This is a genomic window from Agromyces molybdatiresistens, assembly GCF_052748445.2.
In genome coordinates, this window is sequence record NZ_CM188258.1 from 3721165 (window position 1) to 3743294 (window position 22130).

Annotated in this window: 20 protein-coding genes and 1 tRNA gene; 7 read left to right on the plus strand and 14 right to left on the minus strand. The window is 71.7% G+C overall.

All coding sequences use genetic code 11. The annotated features are described in order from the left end of the window. Positions 1–24: 24 nt before the first annotated feature. Positions 25–1176, minus strand: coding sequence for a glycosyltransferase family 4 protein (locus ACULK2_RS17230; RefSeq protein ID WP_445967910.1), 1152 nt, complete (start codon positions 1174–1176; stop codon positions 25–27). Positions 1177–1245: 69 nt separating this feature from the next. Continuing rightward, positions 1246–1827, minus strand: coding sequence for a hypothetical protein (locus ACULK2_RS17235; RefSeq protein ID WP_445967909.1), 582 nt, complete (start codon positions 1825–1827; stop codon positions 1246–1248). Between the two features lie 371 nt (positions 1828–2198). Between ACULK2_RS17235 and ACULK2_RS17240 the strand changes: the two genes are divergently transcribed. Continuing rightward, a complete protein-coding gene (locus tag ACULK2_RS17240; RefSeq protein ID WP_445967908.1) occupies positions 2199–3266 on the plus strand; it encodes a glycosyltransferase family 4 protein in 1068 nt (355 codons plus the stop codon). Between the two features lie 12 nt (positions 3267–3278). Here ACULK2_RS17240 and ACULK2_RS17245 read toward each other — a convergent pair whose 3' ends face one another. The 3 genes from ACULK2_RS17245 to ACULK2_RS17255 are packed head-to-tail and all read right to left on the minus strand — an operon-like array spanning position 3279 to position 6940. Next, positions 3279–4184 (minus strand): polysaccharide pyruvyl transferase family protein, encoded by a 906-nt coding sequence (locus ACULK2_RS17245; RefSeq protein WP_445967907.1) that lies wholly within the window; start codon positions 4182–4184, stop codon positions 3279–3281. Continuing rightward, a complete protein-coding gene (locus tag ACULK2_RS17250) occupies positions 4181–5413 on the minus strand; it encodes a glycosyltransferase family 4 protein (RefSeq protein ID WP_445967906.1) in 1233 nt (410 codons plus the stop codon). The genes ACULK2_RS17245 and ACULK2_RS17250 overlap by 4 nt, the downstream gene beginning before the upstream one ends. 3 nt (positions 5414–5416) lie before the next feature. Beyond that, a complete protein-coding gene (locus ACULK2_RS17255) occupies positions 5417–6940 on the minus strand; it encodes a tyrosine-protein kinase domain-containing protein (RefSeq protein ID WP_445967905.1) in 1524 nt (507 codons plus the stop codon). Positions 6941–7008: 68 nt separating this feature from the next. Between ACULK2_RS17255 and ACULK2_RS17260 the strand changes: the two genes are divergently transcribed. Continuing rightward, entirely contained in the window at positions 7009–8154 is a 1146-nt protein-coding gene (locus tag ACULK2_RS17260) for an ATP-binding cassette domain-containing protein (protein ID WP_445967904.1), read from the plus strand. On the opposite strand, the gene ACULK2_RS17265 is transcribed toward ACULK2_RS17260, so the two are convergent. Next, positions 8151–9521: an O-antigen ligase family protein gene (locus ACULK2_RS17265; RefSeq protein WP_445967903.1), complete on the minus strand. Its 1371-nt coding sequence runs from the start codon at positions 9519–9521 to the stop codon at positions 8151–8153. The genes ACULK2_RS17260 and ACULK2_RS17265 overlap by 4 nt on opposite strands. Before the next feature lie 77 nt (positions 9522–9598). Between ACULK2_RS17265 and ACULK2_RS17270 the strand changes: the two genes are divergently transcribed. After that, on the plus strand, positions 9599–10654 hold the full coding sequence (locus ACULK2_RS17270) for a glycosyltransferase (protein WP_445967902.1): 1056 nt from the start codon (positions 9599–9601) through the stop codon (positions 10652–10654). Here the strand turns inward: ACULK2_RS17270 and ACULK2_RS17275 are convergent. Next, positions 10587–11462, minus strand: coding sequence for a glycosyltransferase family protein (locus ACULK2_RS17275; protein WP_445967901.1), 876 nt, complete (start codon positions 11460–11462; stop codon positions 10587–10589). The two genes, ACULK2_RS17270 and ACULK2_RS17275, sit on opposite strands and share 68 nt — an antisense overlap. After that, positions 11459–12454: a glycosyltransferase family 2 protein gene (locus ACULK2_RS17280; protein WP_445967900.1), complete on the minus strand. Its 996-nt coding sequence runs from the start codon at positions 12452–12454 to the stop codon at positions 11459–11461. The genes ACULK2_RS17275 and ACULK2_RS17280 overlap by 4 nt, the downstream gene beginning before the upstream one ends. A gap of 97 nt (positions 12455–12551) precedes the next feature. Here ACULK2_RS17280 and ACULK2_RS17285 point away from each other — a divergent pair, with 97 nt between their 5' ends. Further along, positions 12552–13568 carry a hypothetical protein gene (locus ACULK2_RS17285; RefSeq protein WP_445967899.1) on the plus strand — a complete coding sequence of 339 codons (1017 nt, stop codon included), beginning with the start codon at positions 12552–12554 and terminating at the stop codon, positions 13566–13568. Positions 13569–13600: 32 nt separating this feature from the next. Here ACULK2_RS17285 and ACULK2_RS17290 read toward each other — a convergent pair whose 3' ends face one another. The 6 genes from ACULK2_RS17290 to dcd all read right to left on the minus strand — a co-directional run bounded on the left by ACULK2_RS17290 (position 13601) and on the right by dcd (position 19534). Then, positions 13601–15412, minus strand: a complete 1812-nt coding sequence (locus ACULK2_RS17290; RefSeq protein WP_445967898.1) for an ABC transporter ATP-binding protein — start codon at positions 15410–15412, stop codon at positions 13601–13603. A gap of 97 nt (positions 15413–15509) precedes the next feature. Further along, entirely contained in the window at positions 15510–15776 is a 267-nt protein-coding gene (locus tag ACULK2_RS17295; RefSeq protein WP_445967897.1) for a PqqD family protein, read from the minus strand. Then, complete coding sequence (locus ACULK2_RS17300) at positions 15776–16657, minus strand: nucleotidyltransferase family protein (RefSeq protein WP_445967896.1); 882 nt, start codon at positions 16655–16657, stop codon at positions 15776–15778. Before ACULK2_RS17300 ends, ACULK2_RS17295 begins: the two co-directional genes overlap by 1 nt. Beyond that, positions 16654–17721, minus strand: a complete 1068-nt coding sequence (locus ACULK2_RS17305) for a glycosyltransferase (RefSeq protein ID WP_445967895.1) — start codon at positions 17719–17721, stop codon at positions 16654–16656. Before ACULK2_RS17305 ends, ACULK2_RS17300 begins: the two co-directional genes overlap by 4 nt. After that, the gene (locus ACULK2_RS17310) at positions 17718–18923 is read right to left on the minus strand and encodes a hypothetical protein (protein WP_445967894.1); all 1206 of its coding nucleotides are present in this window, start codon (positions 18921–18923) and stop codon (positions 17718–17720) included. Before ACULK2_RS17310 ends, ACULK2_RS17305 begins: the two co-directional genes overlap by 4 nt. 5 nt (positions 18924–18928) lie before the next feature. Continuing rightward, entirely contained in the window at positions 18929–19534 is a 606-nt protein-coding gene (gene dcd / locus ACULK2_RS17315; RefSeq protein ID WP_430647030.1) for a dCTP deaminase, read from the minus strand. Positions 19535–19615: 81 nt separating this feature from the next. On the opposite strand from dcd, the gene ACULK2_RS17320 reads away from it, so the two are divergent. The 3 genes from ACULK2_RS17320 (at position 19616) to ACULK2_RS17330 (ending at position 21980) form a co-directional block, all read left to right on the plus strand. Continuing rightward, positions 19616–19686: transfer RNA gene (locus ACULK2_RS17320), tRNA-Gly, on the plus strand. A gap of 390 nt (positions 19687–20076) precedes the next feature. Next, on the plus strand, positions 20077–21330 hold the full coding sequence (locus tag ACULK2_RS17325; RefSeq protein WP_445967893.1) for a sensor histidine kinase: 1254 nt from the start codon (positions 20077–20079) through the stop codon (positions 21328–21330). Further along, positions 21327–21980, plus strand: a complete 654-nt coding sequence (locus ACULK2_RS17330; RefSeq protein ID WP_445967892.1) for a response regulator — start codon at positions 21327–21329, stop codon at positions 21978–21980. The genes ACULK2_RS17325 and ACULK2_RS17330 overlap by 4 nt, the downstream gene beginning before the upstream one ends. The last annotated feature ends 150 nt before the right edge of the window (positions 21981–22130 follow it).

Here is a 22130-nt window from a genome sequence, read left to right on the forward strand (position 1 = left end):
GGCTCCACGGGCCCCGTGGGCGGCTCAGAGCTCGTCCAGCACGGCGCGCAGGTTGGCCCATGCCCACGACCAGTCGTGCGCCAGCGCGTACCGCCGGGACGCCGAGGCCCGACGAGCCCGCTCGTCGGGGTCGTCGATGAGAGCCGCGAGCGCTCGGGCCAGCGCCTCGGGGTCGTCCGGCGCGACGAGGATGCCGGCATCGCCGAGCACGTCGGGCAGCCCGCCGATCCGGGATGCCACGACCGGCAGGCCGCTGGCCATCCCCTCGCCCGCGGTGAGCGGGCACGGATCGGGCCAGCGCGATGGCACGACGAAGACGTCGATCGACCGGAGCAGGTCGGGCAGAGCGGGCCGGTCCACGAAGGGTTCGAATCGCACCCGCGCGCCGCTCGCCGCGGCGAGCTCGCGCAGTTCCCGTTCGTACGGCGAGAGCTCCGCGTCGCGGGCGAAGCCGTGGCTCCCGACGATGAGGAACTCGACCCCGTCGCGGCCGAGCAGCTTCGCCGCCCGGAGCAGGACGTCGGGCCCCTTGTCGCGGATGGCTCGGCCGACGAAGGCGATCGTCAGCGGCCGCGGCTCGAGTGACCGCCCGCGGGACGGCGGCGAGAACTGCTCGCAGTCCACGCCGTTGCCCACGATCCGGATGCGCTCGGCGAGGCGTGCGGGCAGCGATGCGCGGAGCTGCCCGGCGAGCGACTCGCTCACGGCGATGATCGCCGCCACCCCGTCGAGGGCGCGGCCCGCCTCGCGACGCGTGTACGAGCGCAGCACGTCGTTGTGGGCGTAGAGCGCCACGTCGTGCGGGCTGTCCCGGAGGAGGTCCGGCAGCGCGGGGGCGTTGTGCGCGAGCACGATCGCCGGCGGTCGATCGCGGATCGCGGCCGCGACGGGTTCGTAGAACCCGCGAGTGGCGGTCCGGGCACCGCCGAGCCGGGCGCGGACCAGGTCGGCCACACGGTCGTTCCGGGTCAGCCACGGCGCCCGGGCGTACTCGATCGGCTCGGCGCTCGCGTATCGCGGGCGCATCGTGTCCGCGGCGAGCGCGACGAGGTGCGGCACCGGGTCGGCGTCCCTGGCCGCGGCGGTCGCCAGCCCGTGCACGACCGTCGGGATGGCCGAGCCGGTGCGCGGCGAGAAGTGGTCACCGGGCGTGATGGCGTGGACGATCGGCCGCACTGGGTCCTCCCCGGGACGGGAAGAGGGTGCGCTGCCGGAGCAGCGCACCCTCGAATCCGTGTCGCCGGACTACTGGTAGAACGGCGGGTCGCACGTGGGCGCACCCGTCGGGAACGGGACGCGGCTCGAGCACGGCGGGAAGCTCTCGATGTACACGTCGGGGATGACGATCGGCGCGTGGTCCGTGTCGGCGCAGTCGTGACCCCACGGCACGGTCAGGTCGAGCGTGACGTCCTGGTTCGCGCTGTTGTCGGAGTTCGCGTAGACGATGACCTTGACCGAGTCTCCCGGCGCGATCGGCGTGCAGTAGTCGGGGTTGATGCCGACGACCGTGAACGGCAACCCGTCAGAGACGATCGTGATCGACGGCTGCAGCACGATGTCCTTCGACGTGTTGTTCGTGATGAGCAGCGGGATCGCGAACGCCTTGGACGGGTCGAGCCCGGGAAGACCGGCGAAGATGTCGGCGCAGTCGCCGGCACTGTTGCCCGGGAGCTTGCACGCCGTTCCCACGGCAACGCTCGGGGGCGGGCCGGATGCGGCGTAGGCGGGGGCGGGGACGGCGAGGGCGACGGCGGGGACCGACCACGCCATGGCCTTGGCCACGGTACGTCGGGAGACGCCGGACTTCGGCTCTTCGAGGTCGCTCATTGGGATCCTCCTGGGATGTGTGCTGTGGTTGGGCGACCCTCCGCCGGAGCTGTCGGGTCTACGTCGGGTTGAGTGATGTACGCAATTGCAGTACCTGCGGCACATTATCGGGTTTTCACAGCCAACTCTAGGCCTTGAGGCATCCTCGGTCGATTCGCGGCCACCCCACCTTCGGGTGACAAACGAACACCGGGTTGCGGCCGCCGTCGGCGCAGGGGCGCATTCGCGCACGACGACCGGTCCGCCGGGATCCGCCGTCCCCCTGACCGCCCGCCCGGGCGTATCGGTAGATTCGGACGACCGACCCGAACGACCGCCGGTTCCGCATCCGTCGGCCGGCCGAGACCACGCAGCCGGAGGGAACCGCCCAGATGACGCCTCGTGACGCGCCGCGCCTGACGATCGCCACGATCGCGACCGACACCCCGATGGGTGCACAGGCGTACCAGGAGCAGGTGGCGAGCCGTGCGGCATCGGCCCTCGCCCTCGTCGACGAGCGCGACTGGCGGTATCGCCGCCTCGTCCTCCGCTCGCTCAGGTCCACCCTCGACGGCAATCGGCGTCTTCCCCTCGGCCGGATCGCACGGGCTTCGGCGACGCAGCGCCGCGCCGTCGGCCGCCTCCTGTACAGCGGCGACTCCGTGGTGCATCGGATGGCGCTCGAGTTGCCGCCCGCTCCCCACGGCGACGTCATCACGGTCCACGACGTGGTCGCGTGGCGCTTCCCCGACGAGTCCGCGCCGGTCCCCGCCGCCATCGAGGAGGCGCGACGCGCGGCAGCCGTCATCTGCGTCTCGGAGTTCAGCGCTCGGGAGGCCGTCGAGCTCCTGGGCATCCGCGAGCCGCACGTCGTGCACAACGGCGTCGACGCGCGGTTCTTCGATGCCGCGCCGCTCGACGTGGCGGCCCGGCAGTCCAACGGCCTCCCCGAGCGCTACGTGCTCCACGCGGGCGGCGCCACGCGCAGGAAGAACCTCGAAGCCCTCGCCGAGGCCTGGCCGGCCGTGCATCGCGAACGACCGGGGCTCGAGCTGCTGCTCGCCGGCCCTGCGCATCCGCGCCGAAGCGCGTTGTTCGAGGGCATGCCGGGCACGCGAATGGTCGGCCGCCTGCCCGACGACGTCATGCCGGGGCTCGTGGCCGGCGCCGAGGTGGTCGTCGTCCCCTCGCTCTACGAGGGATTCGGCCTCCCGGCGCTCGAGGCGATGGCCGCGAACGTGCCCGTGGTGGCCGCGTCGACGAGCTCGCTGCCCGAGGTCGTCGGCGATGCCGGCATCCTCGTCGAGCCGACGGGCCCGGCGATCGCGGCCGGCCTGCTCGACGCCACCGGCGGATCGCGCCTCGACGCGATGATCGCCGCCGGCCGGGTGCGCGCCGGCGAGTTCACGTGGGAGCGGTGCGCCGAGGCGCACGCGCGCGTCTGGACCTCGGTGGCGTGAGCCGGTCGGCTGCTAGCCGCGCCCCGCGAGCGCGCCGAACGCGCCGACCGGGTACCGCGGCAGGCCGGGCACGACCTCGGTGAGCCGGCGGATCGAGCGCTCGAGGTCGTCGCTCGCCCGGTCGACCGTCACACGCGGCGCGACCGCCGCACCCTCGAGCATGCCGCGAAGGCCCCGTGAGGGGTCGAACGGCATGAACCGGCTGGCACCCGGCGTCATCACCGACTCGTAGTCGTGGAACTTGAACGGTCCGCCGCTGAGCGGCGGATCGAGCGTCGTCCAGGTCGCGGGGATCCCGTAGGCATCGGCCGTCACCAGCCCGTGCAGCGAGGTCGTCACGACCGCCTCGGCGGCGGCGATCTCGCGGACGACGCGTGCGGCGGGCTGGTGCACGTTCACGACGTGGACCCGCGTGCCCGCGGCATCCGCCAGCGCCATGAACGACTCGTGCTGCCGGTGGTGACCGTGGGGCACGATCGCGACGTCCCAGCGCGGACGAGGGCGCGGCGCGAGCCGCGCCACGAGGATGCCCGGGTCGCCGAGCGCGACGTCGTCGCCGGCGCCGATGAGCTCGCGCGTGAGATGCCCCCGCACCGCGAGCACCTTGGCCTGCGGCAGGGGATGCGGGCGACCGTACATGAGCCCGCTGCCCCAGATCGCCCCGTCGAAGTCCTCCGGCAGGAACTCGAGGATGCTGCCGACGCCCGCGAGCCGTGCGCGCCCGGCGACCCGGTGCACCGGTGCGACGCCGTACGAGGGGAGCAGCCACGGCGTGAGGTCGTCGCCGAAGTTCGGATGGCCGTCCCACCAATGAGCCGGCACGACCACGCCGCCCCGCCACATCGCCGGCCGCGCGGCGGCGGCCGCAAGCCGTCGCACCTGGCGGACGCGGCGCCGGACCGGGTTCGTGTACGTCACGGCGCCTCCGCCTCGGTCGCCGTGGTCTCTTCGCCGGCGGGCGTGCGTTCGCCGAGGACGGACATGTACCGAGCCGCATATGCACGCGCGACGCGCTCCCACGTGAACTCGGACACGCGCTGCCGCCCGGACGCCACGAGGCGCGCGCGGAGGTCGGCGTCCGAGACGACGCGCTCGATCGCCGCCCGCAGCGCACCCGCGTCGGTCGGGTCGACGAGCAGTCCGTCCACCTCATCGCGCACGAACCCCGGGGCACCGCCGCGATCGGTCATGACCAGGGCTGCGCCGCTCCGCCACGCCTCGAGCGCGACGATGCCGAACGCCTCCATCCGGCTCGGCACGACGACCGCCGTCGCGCCGGCCATCGCGTCGGCGACGTCGGGCGGGTCGAGCCGTCCGGCCAGCTCGACGCGATCGGCCAGGCCGCGTGCCGCGATCAGCGCCTCCAGGCGCTCGCGTTCCGGGCCGTCGCCGACGATCACGAGGCGCACGAGGGCATCCAGGCCCGGGCCCGCCATCGCGTCGATCAGCAGGTCGAAGCCCTTGGTGCGCCCGAGACGCCCAACCGCGAGCAGGTAGGGTCCGCCGAAGCGGCTGCGCGTCGCATCGCCGACGAGCGCGAGGTCGACGCCGTTGGGCACGACCTCCCCGCCCCGGAGACCGTAGTGCTCGCGCAACTCGTCGATCACGAACGCCGAGGGTGCGGTGACCGCGGCCGCGGCCGCGAGCGCTCGGCGGAGCGAGGATCGCAGGATCGCGGACCGCTCGAACACGGCGTGGTCGTCGGCGACCGTCTCGCCGTGCGAGGTGACGACGAGCGGAACGCGGAACCGACGGTGCACGGCGAGGCCGTAGACCCCGTTCGGCCCGAAGCAGTGCACGTGCACGAGATGCGGACGGAACGCCGATCGCGCTCGGGACCACGACCGCCATGCGGAGGGGAGGGCCCGTGCGAACCGCGCGATGCCCCCGATGGACCCCGTCGGGAGCGGCGTCGGCAGGTAGCGGACGGTCATGCCGTCCAGGTCGCGGACGACCGGCCCGGTGCCGCGGTCGACCGACCATACCTCGACGGCGATGCCCGCCCGCTGCAGCGCGCGCGCGACCTGACGGACGTGCTCCTCGACGCCGCCGACGTGCGGCGCGTACGAGGACGACACGAGGGCGACCCTGAGCCGACCCTCGCTCGATGCATCGGCGCGGGCTCCGCGTCGCTCGGGCTCGCTCACGCGTCAGCCGCGTGCGTCGCGCTCGTCCGCCGGCGGCTCGGTCACGAGGACCTCCTCCTGCGGCGCAGCCTTCCGCCCGCGCTTCTTCTTCGGCGCCCGCTCGGGAGCCGATGCGCCCGCGGGCTGCGCCGCGGCTGCGCCCGACGTGTAGTCGCGGCGGTACTCGTACGAGTACGTCGCGGCATCCGCACCCCGGATCGGCGCCTTGTTCAGCACGATGCCGAGGGGCCGACCGCGCGCCTTCCGCAGCGTGTCCAGGGCCTTGTCGAGCAGGTCGTAGGTGGTCTTGCCCATGGTGACGACGACCAGGGCGCCATCGGCCTGGTGGGCGAGGACCGCACCGTCGGTGACGGGCAGCAGCGGCGGCGCGTCGATGATGACGGTCGCGTGCTTGGTGAGGTCCGCGATGAGCGTGTGCATGCGCTCGGATCCGAGCACCTCGCTCGGGTTCGGCGGCACGCTCCCGGCCGCGAGCACGAGCAGGTTGTTCGACTTCGGCGTGCGCTGCAGCACCTCGGAGAGCGCCGCGCGGCCGGCCAGCACGTCGCTGAGCCCCGCCCCGCCGGGAAGCCCCATGGTCTTCGCGACCATCGAGCGCCGGAGGTCGCCGTCGACCAGTACGACCGTGGTACCCGCCGCCGCGAGCGTCAGGGCGAGGTTGCAGGCGACCGTCGACTTGCCGTCGCCGGGAAGCGGGCTCGTGACGACGATCGTCTTCGGCGGATGGTCGACATCCATGAACTGGAGGTTGGTCCGCAGCGACCGAAGGGCCTCGGAGACCGCGAACGTGCCCGTCTTGCCGGTGCGATTGGCGGCGGATGCGTCGACCAGCCGATTGTCGGCATCCATGCTCGGCACCCACGGGATCGTCCCGACGACGGCGACGCCCGTCTTCGCCTCGGTGTCCTCCGCGTTGCGGATGCGGCGGTCCGCGGCGGTGCGGATCATCGCGAAGGCGATGCCGAAGCCGAGGCCGAGCACCCCACCGACGATGAGCGCGGTCTGGACGTCGGGGAACGCCGGGCTCGACGGGAGCGAGGCGGACTCGCGCGTGACGACCTGCACCGGTGCGGCGCCGAGCGGGCTGCTCTCGACCTCGACCTCGTCGACGACGTTGCCGAGCGAGATCAGCCACGCCTCCGAGAGTCGCCGCGCGCCCTCCGCGGTCGGCGCCTCGGCCGTGACGCTCAGGATCACGGTGCCCTGGGGGTTCGTCACCTCGACGCGCTCGATGAGCGCCTCGGGCGTCGTGTCGAGCCCCAGGTCGTCGATGACACCCTGGGCCACGTCGGTCCACCCCGCCATGACGAGGTAGGACGGCACGCGCGAGCGAGCGACCGTGTCACCCAGCGACACGTTGGCCACGTCGCCCTCGCCCGTCGATTGGACGATGCCGCTCGCGCTCGCGACGTACACCGGCGTCTGGAGCATCGTCCAGCCGTACCCGGCGCCGACGCCGACGAGGGTGAGGAGCAGGATCGCCAACCAGTGCCGTCGTAGGCCGCGGAGGTAGTCGCGCAGTTCCATGGGCACCTCCGGGTCGTGTCGCCGACGGTCCGCAGTACGGAGGACAACGAGCGAGTAGGGTCCATGGTATGTCAACCGCCTTCGACGTGCGCGTCCTCGACTCCGTGGTCCGCGTGGACTTCGACGCCTCCGTGCCCGCCGACGTCCGCGAACGGATCCGCGGGCACTGGGTCGACCTCGTGGAGGAGGGATCCGAGCCCGCAGTCACCCTGACGGCGACGATGGAGCGCGCCATCCACAGCGGCGACCCCGCACACCGCGTCGTCTCCGCGCACACCCCCGAGCGCCTCGCCGCCGGCCTGGTCTCGGAGGCGACGCTCGCGGGCATCGCCGGGTTGAGCGGTTCGGCGCTCATGCTGCACGCTGCAGCGGTCGCGCTCGAGGACGGTCGTGTCGTCGCTCTCGTCGGCCCGTCCGGACGCGGCAAGACCACGGCCTCGCGCGCGCTCGGCCGGTCGTTCGGCTACGTGACCGACGAGACACTGGCGGTGTACCCGGGCGGCGAGGTCGTCCCGTATCGGAAGCCCCTCTCCGTCGGCACCGACCCGGATGCGAAGACCCCGTTGCCCGCATCGGCGGAGGGTCTGCTCGGCCTCCCCGAGACTCCGCTCACGCTCGAGGCGATCGTCGTCCTCGACCGTCGCGACGGCGTCGAAGCGCCGTACGTCGAGTCCGTCCCCCTGCTCGAGGCGCTGGACGAACTGGTGCCGCAGACCAGCTTCCTCTCGAACCTCCCGAGCCCCCTCCGGACGCTGGTCAGCACGATCCTGTCCACGGGAGGCGTACGTCGTGTGGTGTATTCGGAGGCCGACACGCTCCCCGGGATCGTCGACGAGATCCTGGCGATCCGGTCCGACGAGTCACCGCACCTGGTCGACGTCGGCGTCTCGACGAGCGACTGCGACTGCGCGGCGAAGCTCGGCGAGGACGAGGTCGTCGTCGAGGCCGCTCCCGGCACGGTGTACCGGCGCAGCGAGTACCGTGACGCACTGAGCGTGGACGACTCGCTCGTGGTCTTCCGCCGCAACATCGTCTCGGTGCTCGAGGGCCTCGGCCCGGTCCTCTGGTTCGCTGCGTCCGACAGCACGGCTCGCGAACTCACCGTCGCCGCACTCGAGGAGATGCCCGAGCCGCCTGCCGACGTCGATCCTTCGGCGATCGTCGCCGCGACGCTCGACGAGCTGGTCGGCGCGGACCTGCTGGTCCGCGCCTAGCGGCGCACGCGCAGGGCGGGGCCTGCCGCCATCCGCACCGGCGGACCGATCGCCTCTTCGTCGGCGCGCTGCTCGTGCGCCATCGCGCCCAGGCAGACCCCGGCGATGACGAACGGGATCGAGACCTGCGCCGCCACCCAGAACAGGTCGAACTGCGCCTGCGCGAGGCGGCACACGACGACCGCGACGGCGAGCGTGCCGAACCGCGGATCGATGTGCCAGAGCACGAGCAGGATGCCGACCCACATGACGACGAACGCCGCGAGCCCGACGGCGCCCGAGCTCGCCAGGACCTCGAGCTCTCCCTGCGGGGGCTGGTACGGAAGGTTCCCGGGCTGATACCAGTAGCGGAGTCCGTGGCCGAAGATCGGCGACTCCCGCCAGAAGTGGTACACCTCGCGGAACCAGTCGAGCCGCTGGAAGACGGAGTTGTGCTGGTTCTGGGACTGGACCTGCTCGACGACCATCGAGATGATCAGCCACGCCGCCGGAATCAGGAGGAGCAGGATCAGCACCCGCGATCGTCGCGACGTGCTGCGCCGGATGACGGCGATGATCACGGCAGCCATCAGTCCGATGAGCGCCTGACGGGATTGCGAGGCGACCGTCGCAGCGACGAGCACCCAGAACGCCAGGCGCGACCAGCCCTTCGTCCAACCCACCCAGTCCGGATTCAGGTATGCCACGATCGCGGCGAACGCGAAGACGGTCCCGACGAAGTTCTTGTGCATCGGAATCGGCCACGCGGGCGCAGCGGGCCCGAAGTTGCCGACCGCGTACTGGCTCGCCGCCTGCACGAGCGTCACGACTGCGATGGCGCACGCCGTGAAGACGATCAACGAGAGGGCGAGCCGGGCGTAGCCGGCGGCTCCGAGCGCCCAGCCGACGATCAGCGCGCCCGACACGAGCAACCACGCGTGGAACCACTCCATGGTGTTCGCAAGGTACGGATTGACGATCACCGTGATGAGCGTGGCGAACTGGTAGAGCAGGTTCAGCCAGAGCAGCCTTCGCAGCGGCGTGCTGTAGGGCCGCTGGCCGAGCAGGAGCGCGGTGCCGAACGCCGCGGCGAGTGCCGCATCGGAGACGGACAGGTCGGTCCCGCCGATGCCGATCCGCTGCGAGATGAGCAGCCCCGGCACGGCGAAGAGGGCGATCGCGAGGGGCTTCGACCCGGTGAGCGAGGCTGCGACGATGAACGCGGCGAGCACGACGGCCATCACCGCACCGCCGCTGGCGCCGCGATCGAGGAGGAGGTAGATGACCGCAACCGCTGCGAAGGCCGTGAGGACCCAGCGCCACGCGCCGCCCCACCACTCGACGACCCGCAGATGCCGGATCGCCCGGCGCTCCTTGGTCGAACTCATGGCCCCGGTCCTTCGTGAGATTCGCTCCAGTATCGCAGGTGGCTTCGATCGCCGGACCCGCCGATACGATGACTCGCGTGCAAGGGGACCGAGAGGCGGACCGCGGCCGAACCACGTTCGGATTGGTGATCCCGACGCATCGCCGCCCCGAGCTCGTGCTGCAGGCCGTCGAGAGCGCGGAACGCCAGACGCAGCCGTTCGACCGTGTGATCGTCGTGCCCGACGGCCTCGACGATCCGGCGATCGCTGCGCTCGAGGGTCGCCGGGGCATCGAGCTCGCCCCGATCGAGAAGGCCGGCGTCGCCGCGGCGCGCAACGCCGGGTCGGCGCTCGCCGACACCGACTGGATCTGCTTCCTCGACGACGACGACCTGCTCGATCCCGGCTACCTCACCCGCATCGCGGCCGAGGCGGCGAACGGGGCGCTGGCCATGAACACGGGCTACTGGAGCTTCGCCGCCGAGGCAGGACCGGGCGACGAGTTCGCAGCGACGACGCTCGACGAGTGCATCGCGGCGGCGAGGACCGCCGAACCACGGAAGGACCTCTCGTATCTCCGGATCGAGGGACGGAGCTACGACCTCCTGCTCGAGCGGATGCGCGGCTCGATGAGCACGACCGCGGTGCGCCGCGACATCCTCGAACGCGCCGGCGGCTTCCCCCACGGCTTCGTCACGGCACAGGACTGGGTGATGTACGTCAACGTCGCCCGCCTCACGGAGTGGCGGTCGTTGCCCGAACGGCTCGCCTACTTCCGGGATGATGCGGGGTCGATCACGCGGACCGGCTCTCCGCTGAAGGGCCTGACTGCGCTCCGCGCCATCCGCTCGTTCTGGCAGCCCGGCGACCTGCCCACCCCACCCCACCGTCCGCTCGAGGCCTATGCCCCGTACTACCGGCACGTGCTCGAGTGGGCGCTCCGTGCGTGCTGGCGGGCCCGGGACCTCGGCGCGTACCGGCAGGCGCTGTCGCTCGCTCGCGACATCCTCCCGCGCCGCCGCGACCGCGTCACGGCGATGCTGCCGCGATGGCTCAGGCGGATCGGCCGGATCGCGCGCCGACCGATCAGGGGCGGGCGCCAGCGAGGCGGTCCACCCGGACCGGACGGTACCGGTCCCACCACTTCCGGCTGAGGGGGGCGGCGGCTGCGGTCAGCCACGGATGCCGCGTCCGCCAGCGCCAGCGGGCGAGGTCGTGGTCCCAGTCGCGGTTCTTCGAGTAGCCCGACACATCGCGCTTCTCACGCATCTGCTCCTCGGTCCGGACCCAGCTGAGGTGGAGGATCGCCTGCTCGGCCGGAATGACGGCGTGCACGGGAGTGCTGCGCGGATGGGCCGGATCGCTGTTCCGCGGCGAGACGTCGACGCGATGGTGCGGCACGCCCCCGGCCTGCCTGGCGACCGTCAACGCGGTCCCCGCGCGCACTGCGACCGGCCCCGGGTAGGCGGCCTGCGTGGTCCAGAACCGACCGCACTGCTCGAGGAATCGCCCGTCTCCGGTCATCGCGTAGAGGTTGCGCAGTGGGAAATCGATCGCGCCGGCACCGGTCTCGTCGGCGACCGCGAGCTGCGCCAGCAACGTGCCGGGCTCGGGCAGCACCTCGTCGGTGTCGAGCTGGAGCACCCAGTCCGCACCATCCGATGCGGCATCCAGCGCCGCCTGCCGTTGCGCGGTCTCCGTCGCCATCAGCGAGCGTTCCCCGGCGACGTGGTCACCGGGGAGCAGCACGACCTTGTGCTCCGGGTCCGCCGCGGCGATGCGTCGAAGCGATTCCTGCACCGAGAGCGGATGCCCCGACCATGACCGGTGCGAGCGGTCGTACGAGACCACGATGCGATCGACGAGGTCGTAGTACGACCCGAGGCTCTGGCCGATCCACGCCGGATCGCCCGCGAGCACGTAGGCGTTGAGGCGCAGGCCCCGCGGATGCGTCCGGGTCATTCGTCGTCCTCCGATTCCCGCGCACCTCGTTCGACCCCGGGTGGAGCGCCCAGCGTCACGCGAAGTTCGCGCCCGAGCGCATCGTCCCGTCGCGGGGGCAGAGGGCGCCACCGCGCCTGCCGCACGGCAGCACCGCTGCCCCAGGCGATGCCGACGACGGTGACGCCGAGACGCTTCGCCTTCGCGGCGAGCCCTCGCGAGCGACCCACCGCGGCGAACTGACCGCCCACCCATCGCCGCAGCTGCGGGGACCCGAGCCCGCCGTCGCGGGCGAGGAGGACCATGTGGTTGCGGCGGCCGTAGAGCTTGTACCGCGTGTCGAAGCGGGCGCCCCGCACGTGCGGGGCAGGCAGGTGATCGACGGCGGCGTCCGGAGCGAAGACCGCTCGCCTGCCGAGTGCTCTCAGGCGGAGGAAGATGTCGGTGTCCTCGCGGAGCGCCGTGCCCGGGTAGTCGTCGCGGAAGCCGCCGAGTTCGGCGAGCACGGAACGGCGGAAGGACATGTTCGCACCGATGCCGTGGTCGATGTCGACGAGTCCGTCCTGCTCCGACGCGAACCCGTCGGTGAGGCGGCCGTCCGGCAGCAGCCGGCCGACGGGCGCTTCGGAGTGCTCCTCACCGGGCTGGCCGTTGCAGGTGCGTCCGGCGACGGCGGCGACGGTCGGGTCGGCGAACGCGTCGAGCAGCGCGGCCTCCCAGCCGGGGCGGAGCACGACGTCGTCGTCGAGGAAGCTCACGACCTCGCCCCGCACGTGGCGGAGGGCCTCGTTGCGGGACCGGGTCATCCATCCCGCCAGGTGCGGTGCGTGCACGTACTCCGCCGAGGGGCGGACGGATCGCACCAGGTCGCCCTGGCTCGCCGCCGAGGCATCGACGACCACGACTTGGGCATCGCGGTCGAGCCCCGCCTGGAGCGATCGCAGGCATCGTTCGAGGAAGGCCGGGCGCTCGAAGGTGACGATGCACACGCTGAGCTTCGGTCCGTCGGCCATGCTCTCCCGTCCCGGCTCGGTGATCGGGCCGATTCTATCCACGACGGCGGCCGCGGCGGCGCGGTCACGGTCTCCGAACCGCCCGTAGGCTGACCGCATGGCAGGGGATGCGGACGCACGACGGGACCCGGAGCGCCCGGTCCGAGCCGCGTACGTGGTGCTCACCCACGACGATCCCGAGCAGACGAAGCGACTGGTCCGAGCCATCCGCTCGTCGAGCCCGACCGCCCACGTGCTCGTCGCGCACGACGCCCGGACCACGCCCGCGCCGATCGGGCTGGAGGCGCCTGGCGTCGAGATCCTCGCGCACGGTCTCGCCACCGACTGGGGTTCGTGGGAGCTCGTCGAGGCCACGCTGGTCGCATTCGCCCACGTGCGCGACGGCGTCGACCCCGACCTCGTCTGCCTCGTCTCCGGTCGCGACTACCCCCTCCGCCGCCTGGACGAGTGGGAGGCGGAGGCGGTCGCGGTCGGCGGCTGGGTCGGCGACGCCCGCGAGCTGCGCTACACACCGCGCTGGGGGCGGCGCCGAGGCGAGGGCGACGACCAGTTGACGCGGTACACCTACCGGTGGTTCCGATCACCGGCTTCCCGGCTCGGCATCCGTCCCGGTTCCGGTGTCGCGCACCGGCTGTGGAAGCGCCTTCGGGGCGCCGTCGCGCTCCGGGCCGAGCCCGTCATGGCGGTGCGCATCGTCACCCGGGGTCGAGGGCTGTACTACGGGATCCGGCGGGTGCGCACGCCGTTCACGGCGGCGCACCCGTGCTTCGGCGGAAGCCAGTGGATCGCGCTCGGTCGCCCGGAGCTCCACCGGCTGCTCGATGAGGACCTCGCACCCGGCTCACCGCTCCGACGGCTCTACCGCCGCTCGGTGATCCCGGACGAGTCGGCGCTCGTGACCGCCCTGTCGTGGCAAGCGCCCCCGAACGGGATGGCGCCGGTGACGCAGGTGGCGTGGGATGTCGCGGAGGACCGCCCCACGACGCGCACCCTCGACGACCTGTCCGAACTCCGCGCCTCGGGGTCGCCGTTCTGTCGCAAGGTGGATCCGCAGGAGAGCGCCGACCTCATGGATGCGCTCGACGAGCTCATCCGCGCGACGCCGGCGATCTGAGCACGACCACGGACCGGTCGGCCGGCGGGCCGTCAGTCGAGCTCGCCGAGCTCCACGAGCCGTGCGAAGTCGGCGTTCAGCGCCCGCACCTCGTCGAAGGTGCCCTCCGCCTCGATGCGCCCCTCGGCGAGGAACACGAGCGTGTCCGCATGGCGGACCGTCGAGAGCCGGTGCGCCACGATGAGGATGGTCAGGCTGCCCTGCAGCTTCGCGAGCGTCGCCGCGATCTCGTGCTCGGTGAGGTTGTCGAGGGCCGACGTCGCCTCGTCGAGCACGAGGACGCTCGGGCGACGGTAGAGCGCGCGGGCGAGCCCGATGCGCTGGCGCTGCCCGCCCGAGAGGCGCACGCCGCGCTCGCCGACCATGGTGTCGAGCCCCTGCGGGAGATCTGCGACGAGCGCGTCGAGCTGCGCCATCCGGATGACCTCGTCGACCCGATCGCGGTCGACCTCCTCGGCCGGGACTCCGAACGCGATGTTCGCGGTCATCGTGTCGTTGAGCAGGAAGACGTCCTGCGGAACCACGCCGAGTTCGGCGTACCAGGCCGCGAGGTCGTCCTGGATGGAGCGCCCGCCCACCTCGACCGTTCCCTCGGTCGGAGTCAGCAGGCCGAGCACGAGATCGAGGAGCGTGCTCTTGCCCGCGCCGCTCGAGCCGACGAAGGCCGTCGTCGCGTTGTGCCGGATGCGCAGGGAGATCTCGCGGAGCACGTAGTCCTCGGCGTCCGGGTACCGGAACCCGAGGTCGCGGAGCAGGATGTCGCCTCCATACCGTTCCCGGCTGTGCGGGCGCTCGTCGTGCCGACCGCCGGCGTCCAGTTCGGCGACGGCACGCGAGACGATGTCGAGACCGGCACGGCCGGTGCGGATCGTCGCGAAGCTCCCCGAGATGCGGTTGAGCGTCGGGAGCGCGCGGAGCGATGCCGCGGCGAAGACGCCGAGCACCGTGATCGCCTCCGCAGGCGTCGAGGTCGTGAACAGGATCGCCGAGATGCCGAGGATGGCGAAGACGAAGCCGATCTCCAGCAGGTAGCGCGGCGCGTCCGAGAGGATGCCCATCTCGCGCGAGGCGCGCGCCCGTCGGAGTCGCGACTCGCGGAAGCCGTCCATGAACGCATTGGAGCTGCCGGTCAGCCGCGCCTCGCGGAAGCCGTCCAGCCCCGGCAGGAGGAACTGCCACGACGCGAGACCGGCCGCGGCGACCTCTTCTCCGATGCGGTACTGACGGCGACGCAGGCTCATCTGCACCCCGAACACGAGGAGCGCGAACAGGACCACCGCGAACAGCGTGACAGCGGGCGAGGCGATCGCCAGGACGATCGTGATGGCGACCAGGACGAGTGCGTCGGTCGCGATGCTCACGAGGCCGAGCAGCACGCTCGCGGACTGGTTCGTGGCGTCGTTGATGTTGCGGTAGATCTCGCTCATGCGGCGAGCGCGATGCTCCGCGTACGGCGCGAGCGCGTACCGCAGGGCGAGTTCGGCCGACGCGAGCGCCGAGATCCTCGTGGTCCGGCCGAGCAACCACCACCGGAACGCGATCGCACCGATGCTCTTCACGATGAACACGACGGCGACGAACATCGCGACGACGGGGATCAGCACGGATCGGTCGGTCGTGCCGACGACGTCGGAGATCCAGCCGAGCGCCCCCGTGTCGAGGTCGCCGCCGGTCGCGAGCTGGGTCAGCGGGACCATCGCGGCGACGCCGAGGGTGTCGAGCGCCGCGAGCACGACGGATGCGGCCACGGTGCCGGCGAGCCACCGCTTCGGATCGACGTCGGCCATGTGCAGCATGAGGCGCAGCTGTGCGATCAGGCCGCCACCGACCCGGGCTCGTGCCATCCTGCGCCTCCACGGCCTCCGCCCGGAGCTTCCGGTCGGGCGGGCCTCCCGGAATCATAGCCGCGACCCCGCACGGCGCCGTGCCGGCGAGGAACCGTCAGCCGGCGATCGGTGCGAGGAGGCCGCGGGCGACCAGGTCGTCGACGAAGCGCTCGACCTCGATGCGGATGTGGGCCGGTGGGGCGCCCGTGAGTTCTGCGACGCGGTCCACCACCGATTCGTCCGACGGTTCGCACGCGACCGCCCAGATGAGTCCCGCGATGCCGTCGAGGACGAGGATCGGACCGGAGGGCAGGGTCGCAGCGTAGAGCACGTCGCCGTACTCGACGACGCCCGTGCTCTCCGTCGGCCGGTACCCGCCCATCAGCGCACCACCCGTCGCGGCCGTACGCGGCGAACGGCGCCCTTGAGACCCTCGAACACGGCGGCGAACGGTCGCCGCACGAACTCGACCGAGACGTCGAACGGCGTCGGCGTCCGCCCGAGACGGTGCGCCAGGTGGTCGACGTTCACGAGCGGCGCTCGCAGCGCGATGCGGACGCCGGCCCACGTCGTCGGCGCCGAGCGGATGCGGGCCCACCACTCGGCCGATCGCGAGCCGCCCTCTGAGACGACCTTCCACAACCGGTACTCCCTGTCGTGCCGGAATCGCTCGAGTCCTCCGGCCGCCGCGGCGAACGCGACCTCGGCGTGCAGACGCTCCACCAGCCGCTCGATCGCGACGCGGCGGTCCGCGTCGGCCTCCTTCCACACCGTGACGACATCGCCGCGGGCCCCCTTCGGCGACCGCGCTGCGTTGAGCACGAGGATGACTCCCTGCGCGGGCTCGCTGGGGACCTGGCAGGTCACCCCGGCGATGTCGGTCGCGTGGCGGTCGCGCCAGAGCACGTCGAACGCCAGGTCGGGTCTCAATCGGATGCCCGGGAAGCGGCGGTGGATGTCGATGTACCCCCACGCATCGTGGACGTACGTCTGCGCGTGGCCGAACGGCGAGCCGTGCTCGAACGTGCTGTAGAGCGTCCAGCCGTGCTCGCGCAGGGCGGCGTCGATCGCGTCCACCTGGTCGGGCCGGACCAGGACATCCACGTCGCTGCCAAGGTACCCCTCCGGGCGCAGCGCCGGGGCGACCGCGGCGCCCTTGATGTGCAGCAGGTCGATCCCATCGACATCCGCCACCCGCTGGACCGCCGCATGCCCGAACTGCAGGCGCACCTGAAGCGGCACCGCCACCTGCGACTCGTTCACGCGCGCTCCACCGCCTCGTCGATCAGGCTAGCGAGCCGCGCCACGTGCGCGTCGCGTCGGAACGCGCGCCCCCATTCCCGGACTCCCTCCGGGTCGACGCCCTGCGCGACCCGGATGGCCTCCGCGAGGTCCCCGACCGTGGCGGATGCCGCGAATGCGCCGCTCACGCCCGAACGCACGGTCTCGAGGTATCCGCCGGCCGCCACCGTGGCCGCGGGCGTGCCCTCGAGCGCGGCCTCCAGGACGGTCAGGCCGAAGTCCTCCCGACCCGCCCCGACGACGACCGCGGCGTTCCGGTAGACCCAGCACAGCTCTGCGTCGCTCACTCGGCCGAGGCCGTGCACTCCGCCGCCGGGGTCGTCGAGCGCCTCGGACCCGGCCCCGACGACCGCGATCGCCAGCCCCGCCGCGCGAGCCGCCTCGATCGCGAGCGACACGTTCTTGTAGCCGCGGTCGCGCGCCACGACCACCGCGAACGCCGTCGGCAGCTCCCGCCCGGGCGGGATCGCATCCGGGGCGACGGGCTCCACCGGCGGATGCACGACCGTCGAGTCGAGGCCGTAGGCGACGCGGATACGCGCCTGCGTGACCGCAGAGTTCGCGACGATCGCCGTCGCCCCGGCCATGGCCTCGGCGTCGCCGCGCCGCAGGATCGGCGTGCTCACGGTCAGGCCGGCCCGGCGCACCGCGCTCAGCCGCAACCGGTAGTCGTCGGCCGCGTAGAGCCACCGGGCCGGGCTGTGCACGTAGACGACGTGCGGCATGTCGAAGTGGAAGCGGTGCGCCCACCCGCTCGACGAGACGAGCGCGACGTCCGCGCCCGACACCCTCGTGCGCGCGGCGATCGCCGGCAGCGCCGGAAGCATCCGCTCGACCTGGCCCGACATGCTCGCGGGAATCGTCGCCTGCACGTCGAGTGCCGCGAACGCGTCGAACGTCGACTCGGCACGATAGGCGAGCGTCACCACCCGACCGACCCCGAAGCCGGCCGCCCACTCGGCGACGACGCGCTCGGCGCCGCCGACCTGCACGAGGTAGTCGTGCGCCAGGACGAGGCGGGTCACGCGTCGTCGCCTCTCGTCCGGATGGCACGCGCAGCCCGCCGCGCGGTCGTACGGACGCCGCTCCGGATCGATGCGGCGGACGTGCGGGCCCCGGCCTCGACCCGCCACGCCCGTGGGATGCCGATCCGTTCGTCGTACAACCGCACGATGCTCCGCGTGCTCGGCAGGGACTGCCGCAGCAGCGCGGCACGGAGGTACTCGGCCTTCCACGCCGGGTCCGGCGGCACGTCGAAGACGCCGCGATAACGGTCGAGTTCGCCGAGCAGGTCGAGCGTGAGCATCGTCCGCCGGCACTTCCAGCACCGGGAGCAGTTCGAGCCGTCGACCGATTCGATGCAGACGTCGAGGCGTTCGTACGAGTGGGGGACCTCGGTCACCAGCTCGGTCTTCTCGGCCCGATCGAGGTCGGTCACCGACGGCTGCATGGTCAGCGAGGCATGGGAGAGGAACGGCAGCAGGATCGGGTCGGCGAACGAGATGTCGAAGCTCGGTGCAGTGGATACCGCCCAGTACGGTACCGACGAGGCATAGAGGAACCGACGGATGCCGGCCGAGAGCAGGTGGGCGACGGCCGCGTTGCGCATCGTGTGCGTCTGCTGGAAGCCGAGCCCCGGCGCCCGGTACAGCTCGTCGAGGTTGGACTCGACGTCGATGAGCGGCAGGCCCATGGTCTCGGCTCCGCGCCGGATCGGCTCGAGGCGCCGGCGAGCGAGCTCGTGCCCGCGCTCCCCTCGGCCGTGCGAACCGACGTCGTTGAAGAGCAGGTGGGTCACGCGCACCGAGGCCGGGACGTCAGCCGCGAAATGATGGCGCGCGAGCGTCGCGTACGAATCGACGCCGGCCGAGTACCCCGTCGCGACGGCGTCGCCCGCCGGTGACGGCGCCAGCGCGTCGCGCACGTCGAGGCCGATCGAGGAGAGCTCCGGCCGGACGCCACGGAGGACCGCCGGAACGTCGTGCCGCAGGTTCCAGGCGAGCTCGTCCGTGACCGGACCCTCGACCACGAGATCCTGCCGCACCCGCATCGCCGGCATGAGCAGCGCCAGCAGCGCGGCATCCGCCCTGGGGTTCACGAACGCCTCGGCCGACTCCGGGACGGTGAAGCGCAGTCGATCGACCTCGTCGACACCGGCGAGCTCGACCTCGTAGGCGATGCGGCCGTCGACGGCCCGCACGACCGGCGTCCCGATGACGATCGTCATCCGCGCTAGCTTCCGGCGGCGCCGGCGTCGGTCACGCCGACATCCGCCCTGCTGAAGTTCTGGAACGACCGCGACGCGGTCGGACCGCGCTGGCCCTGGTACCTGCTCGCGTAGGCGGGCGACCCGTAGGGGCGCTCGCTCGGCGACGACAGGCGGAAGAAGCAGAGCTGGCCGATCTTCATCCCCGGCCAGAGCTTGATCGGCAGCGTCGCCACGTTGCTCAGCTCGAGCGTCACGTGCCCGGTGAAGCCCGGGTCGATGAAGCCGGCCGTCGAGTGCGTCAGCAGGCCGAGCCGGCCGAGGGAGCTCTTGCCCTCGAGGCGCGCGGCGACGTCGTCGGGCAGGGTCACCGCCTCGAACGTCGACGCGAGCACGAACTCGCCGGGATGGAGCACGAACGCCTCATCGGGCCGCACGTCGATGAGGTGCGTGAGCTCGGGCTGGTCCTCCGCCGGGTCGATGAACGGGTACTTGTGGTTGTCGAACAACCGGAAGTACCGATCGAGCCGCACGTCGATCGACGACGGCTGGATCATGGCGGGGTCGTACGGGTCGAGCCGGATGCGCTCGCGGTCGAGTTCGGCCCTGATGTCGCGATCCGAGAGAAGCACGGAGTCAGCCTACCGAGGGGGTGCCCGCGCCTTGCTACGATGGTGTCCGCGGCGTCCTCCTCGTCAGAGCGGATGCCGCGTGCCGATGTAGTTCAATGGTAGAACTTCTGCTTCCCAAGCAGACAGCGCGGGTTCGATTCCCGTCATCGGCTCCGCCGGAAATTCCCTGATCAGGCATACTTTCCCCGCCGCTCGAAGCTCGCGTGCAATCCCACCCGTGGGCGAGGACCGCGAGAAAACAATCCACACGGATGCGGCCCAACATGTTCTCCTGTCTGATCAGGGATTTCGACCCAACGTGGCCGCGACTTTCGATTGCACAATCGGTCTCGTAGTCACTTAATAGTCACAAATTCCGGGGCGAGCCCTTCCAGGAGCACCGCGTCGAAGGTCCTGGGCGGATGCTCTCGGAGTGCCGCTTCGACCGATGATGCGGGTACCACTTGCCCTGCTCATACTGTCGATGGGTATTCCTCGATCGTGGGTAGGAGATCTCAGTGGGGAACAACCCGACTCGTGCCGAGGCACCGTAGGTTCGCAGTGTGGAACGGACTCTTGGCCGCCTGACCGGTCTTCTCGCGCCGGCTGTCGGTGTGGTGTATGTCGTGCTGTGGTGGATCGGGGAGGCAGGCCGTCTCGGGAACGGCCCGCAGGGACCGCTGGTCTCGCTGGTTCCCTTCGTCCTGTTCGGTGTCGTCATCGCGGTCTCACAGCGATGGCCGGCTGTCGCGCTCGCTCTGTTGGGCGTCGGTCTCGTGCTCCAGCTCGTCGTGGAGGGGGCCCGGTTCGGCAGCACGAGTTGGGCGGCGTACCTTCCGCTGTTGTACGCGGTGTTCAATATCAGCGCGTTCGGCCGGCCCGTGCTGCATCGGCTCTCGTTGCCGGTGGTGATCGTCTACGGGGTCACGGTCGGACTGCTGCTGACGCTGCCCGCGTTGGGGCAGCAGGGGTGGCCGGTGTTCTACTCGCTGGAGTCCGCGCGTGCCTTCCAGAGCGGAGGCGAGTTCGATCTGGTCTCGACCGTCCCGGTGGCGTGCGTCGTTACGGTCGGTCTCGCGGTCGGGGCGTGGTGCGCTGGGCTCGCACTCCGCGTCGCCCGCCACGCGCAGGATGCGCGACGGCACGCCCAATCGTTGGAACGGGACCTCGCGGTCGTCGAAGGTGAGCTCGTCGCGCTATCCGAGCGTGAGCGTCTGGCCCGGGATATGCACGACGTGATGGCGCACTCGCTCGCGGTGATCGCCGCGCAGGCCGATGGGGCGCGGATGAGCGACCCGTCCCTGGCCGCAGGCGCGCGGGACGCGCTCGCCACGATCGCAGACACGGCACGCGACGGACTGACCGAGCTGCGCCGGCTGCTGGATGCCGCGCCAGACGACTTGGATGCATCACATCTCGGCGTGGCCGACCTGCCGGCCCTGTTCGACCGGGTCCGGGCGGCGGGGCTGGAGTGCGAGTTCGCCGAGTTCGGCGACGCCAAGCCGCTACCGGTGGGCCAGCAGCTGGGCGTGTACCGGATCGTGCAGGAAGCCCTCACGAACGCCGTCCGGCACGCCGGCGAGGAGGCGACGGCGAAGGTAACGCTCGACTGGCGCGGGCCCGGCCTCGCGATCCTGATCGCCACCCCCGCCGAGATGACCAGCCCGTCGCGACCTGGGCGAGGCATCCGTGGCATGCAGGAACGGGCACGGCTCGCCGGCGGATGGCTCACGGCCGAGGCCGACGAAAGGGGGACGTTCATCGTGAACGCCTTCATCCCCGACACCGGACCCGGTGCGGCCGAGGCGGCGGCATGAGCGACCGGATCCGGGTCGCGATCGCCGACGACCACGTGCTCTTCTGCGCCGGGATCGAGATGATCATCCGCTCCCAACCCGACCTCGAGTTCGCCGGCGCCGCGCACGACGGGGAACAGATCGTCTCGCTCGCCGAAGAGGCGACACCGGACGTGGTCCTGATGGACATCCGGATGCCCGGAACCGACGGGATCACCGCCACCCGACGAGTGCTCGCTGCCTCCCCCGCGTCCCGTGTCATCGTGCTCACCACGCATCAGCGACCGGATGCCGTTGCCCACGCGATCGACGCCGGCGCGCATGGGTTCTTCATGAAGGACGCACGACCCGAGCTGCTCCTCGCCGCGATCCGCACCGTCCACGACGGCAGCTCCGTCTTCGCACCATCCACGACCATCGCCCTCATCCACGACCTCACCTCGATCCGTGGGGACGAGCCGGACCAACAGGCGATTGCAGCGCTGACCACCCGAGAGCGCGAGGTCTACCTGCTCGCCGCGCGCGGGCTCTCCAATGGCGAGATCGCCGAAGCCGCGTACATCAGCGAGACCACCGTGAAGACGCATGTCTCGAGCATCCTCACGAAACTCGGGCTCGCCTCCCGGCTCCAACTCATCGCGCACGCCTACACACACCATCTCGTCAAGTAAGGAGCACGCTTGAGTTCAGGAACCGACCCTTCGGCCGTCCAACTACCGGCAACCCGCCCCATCGACATCAGCGCGTTCCTGTCCAAAGCCGAGGACGAACACGCAGCCTGAACCGGCGACCCCATTGAGCGGCTCGACAGGTTTCGACCC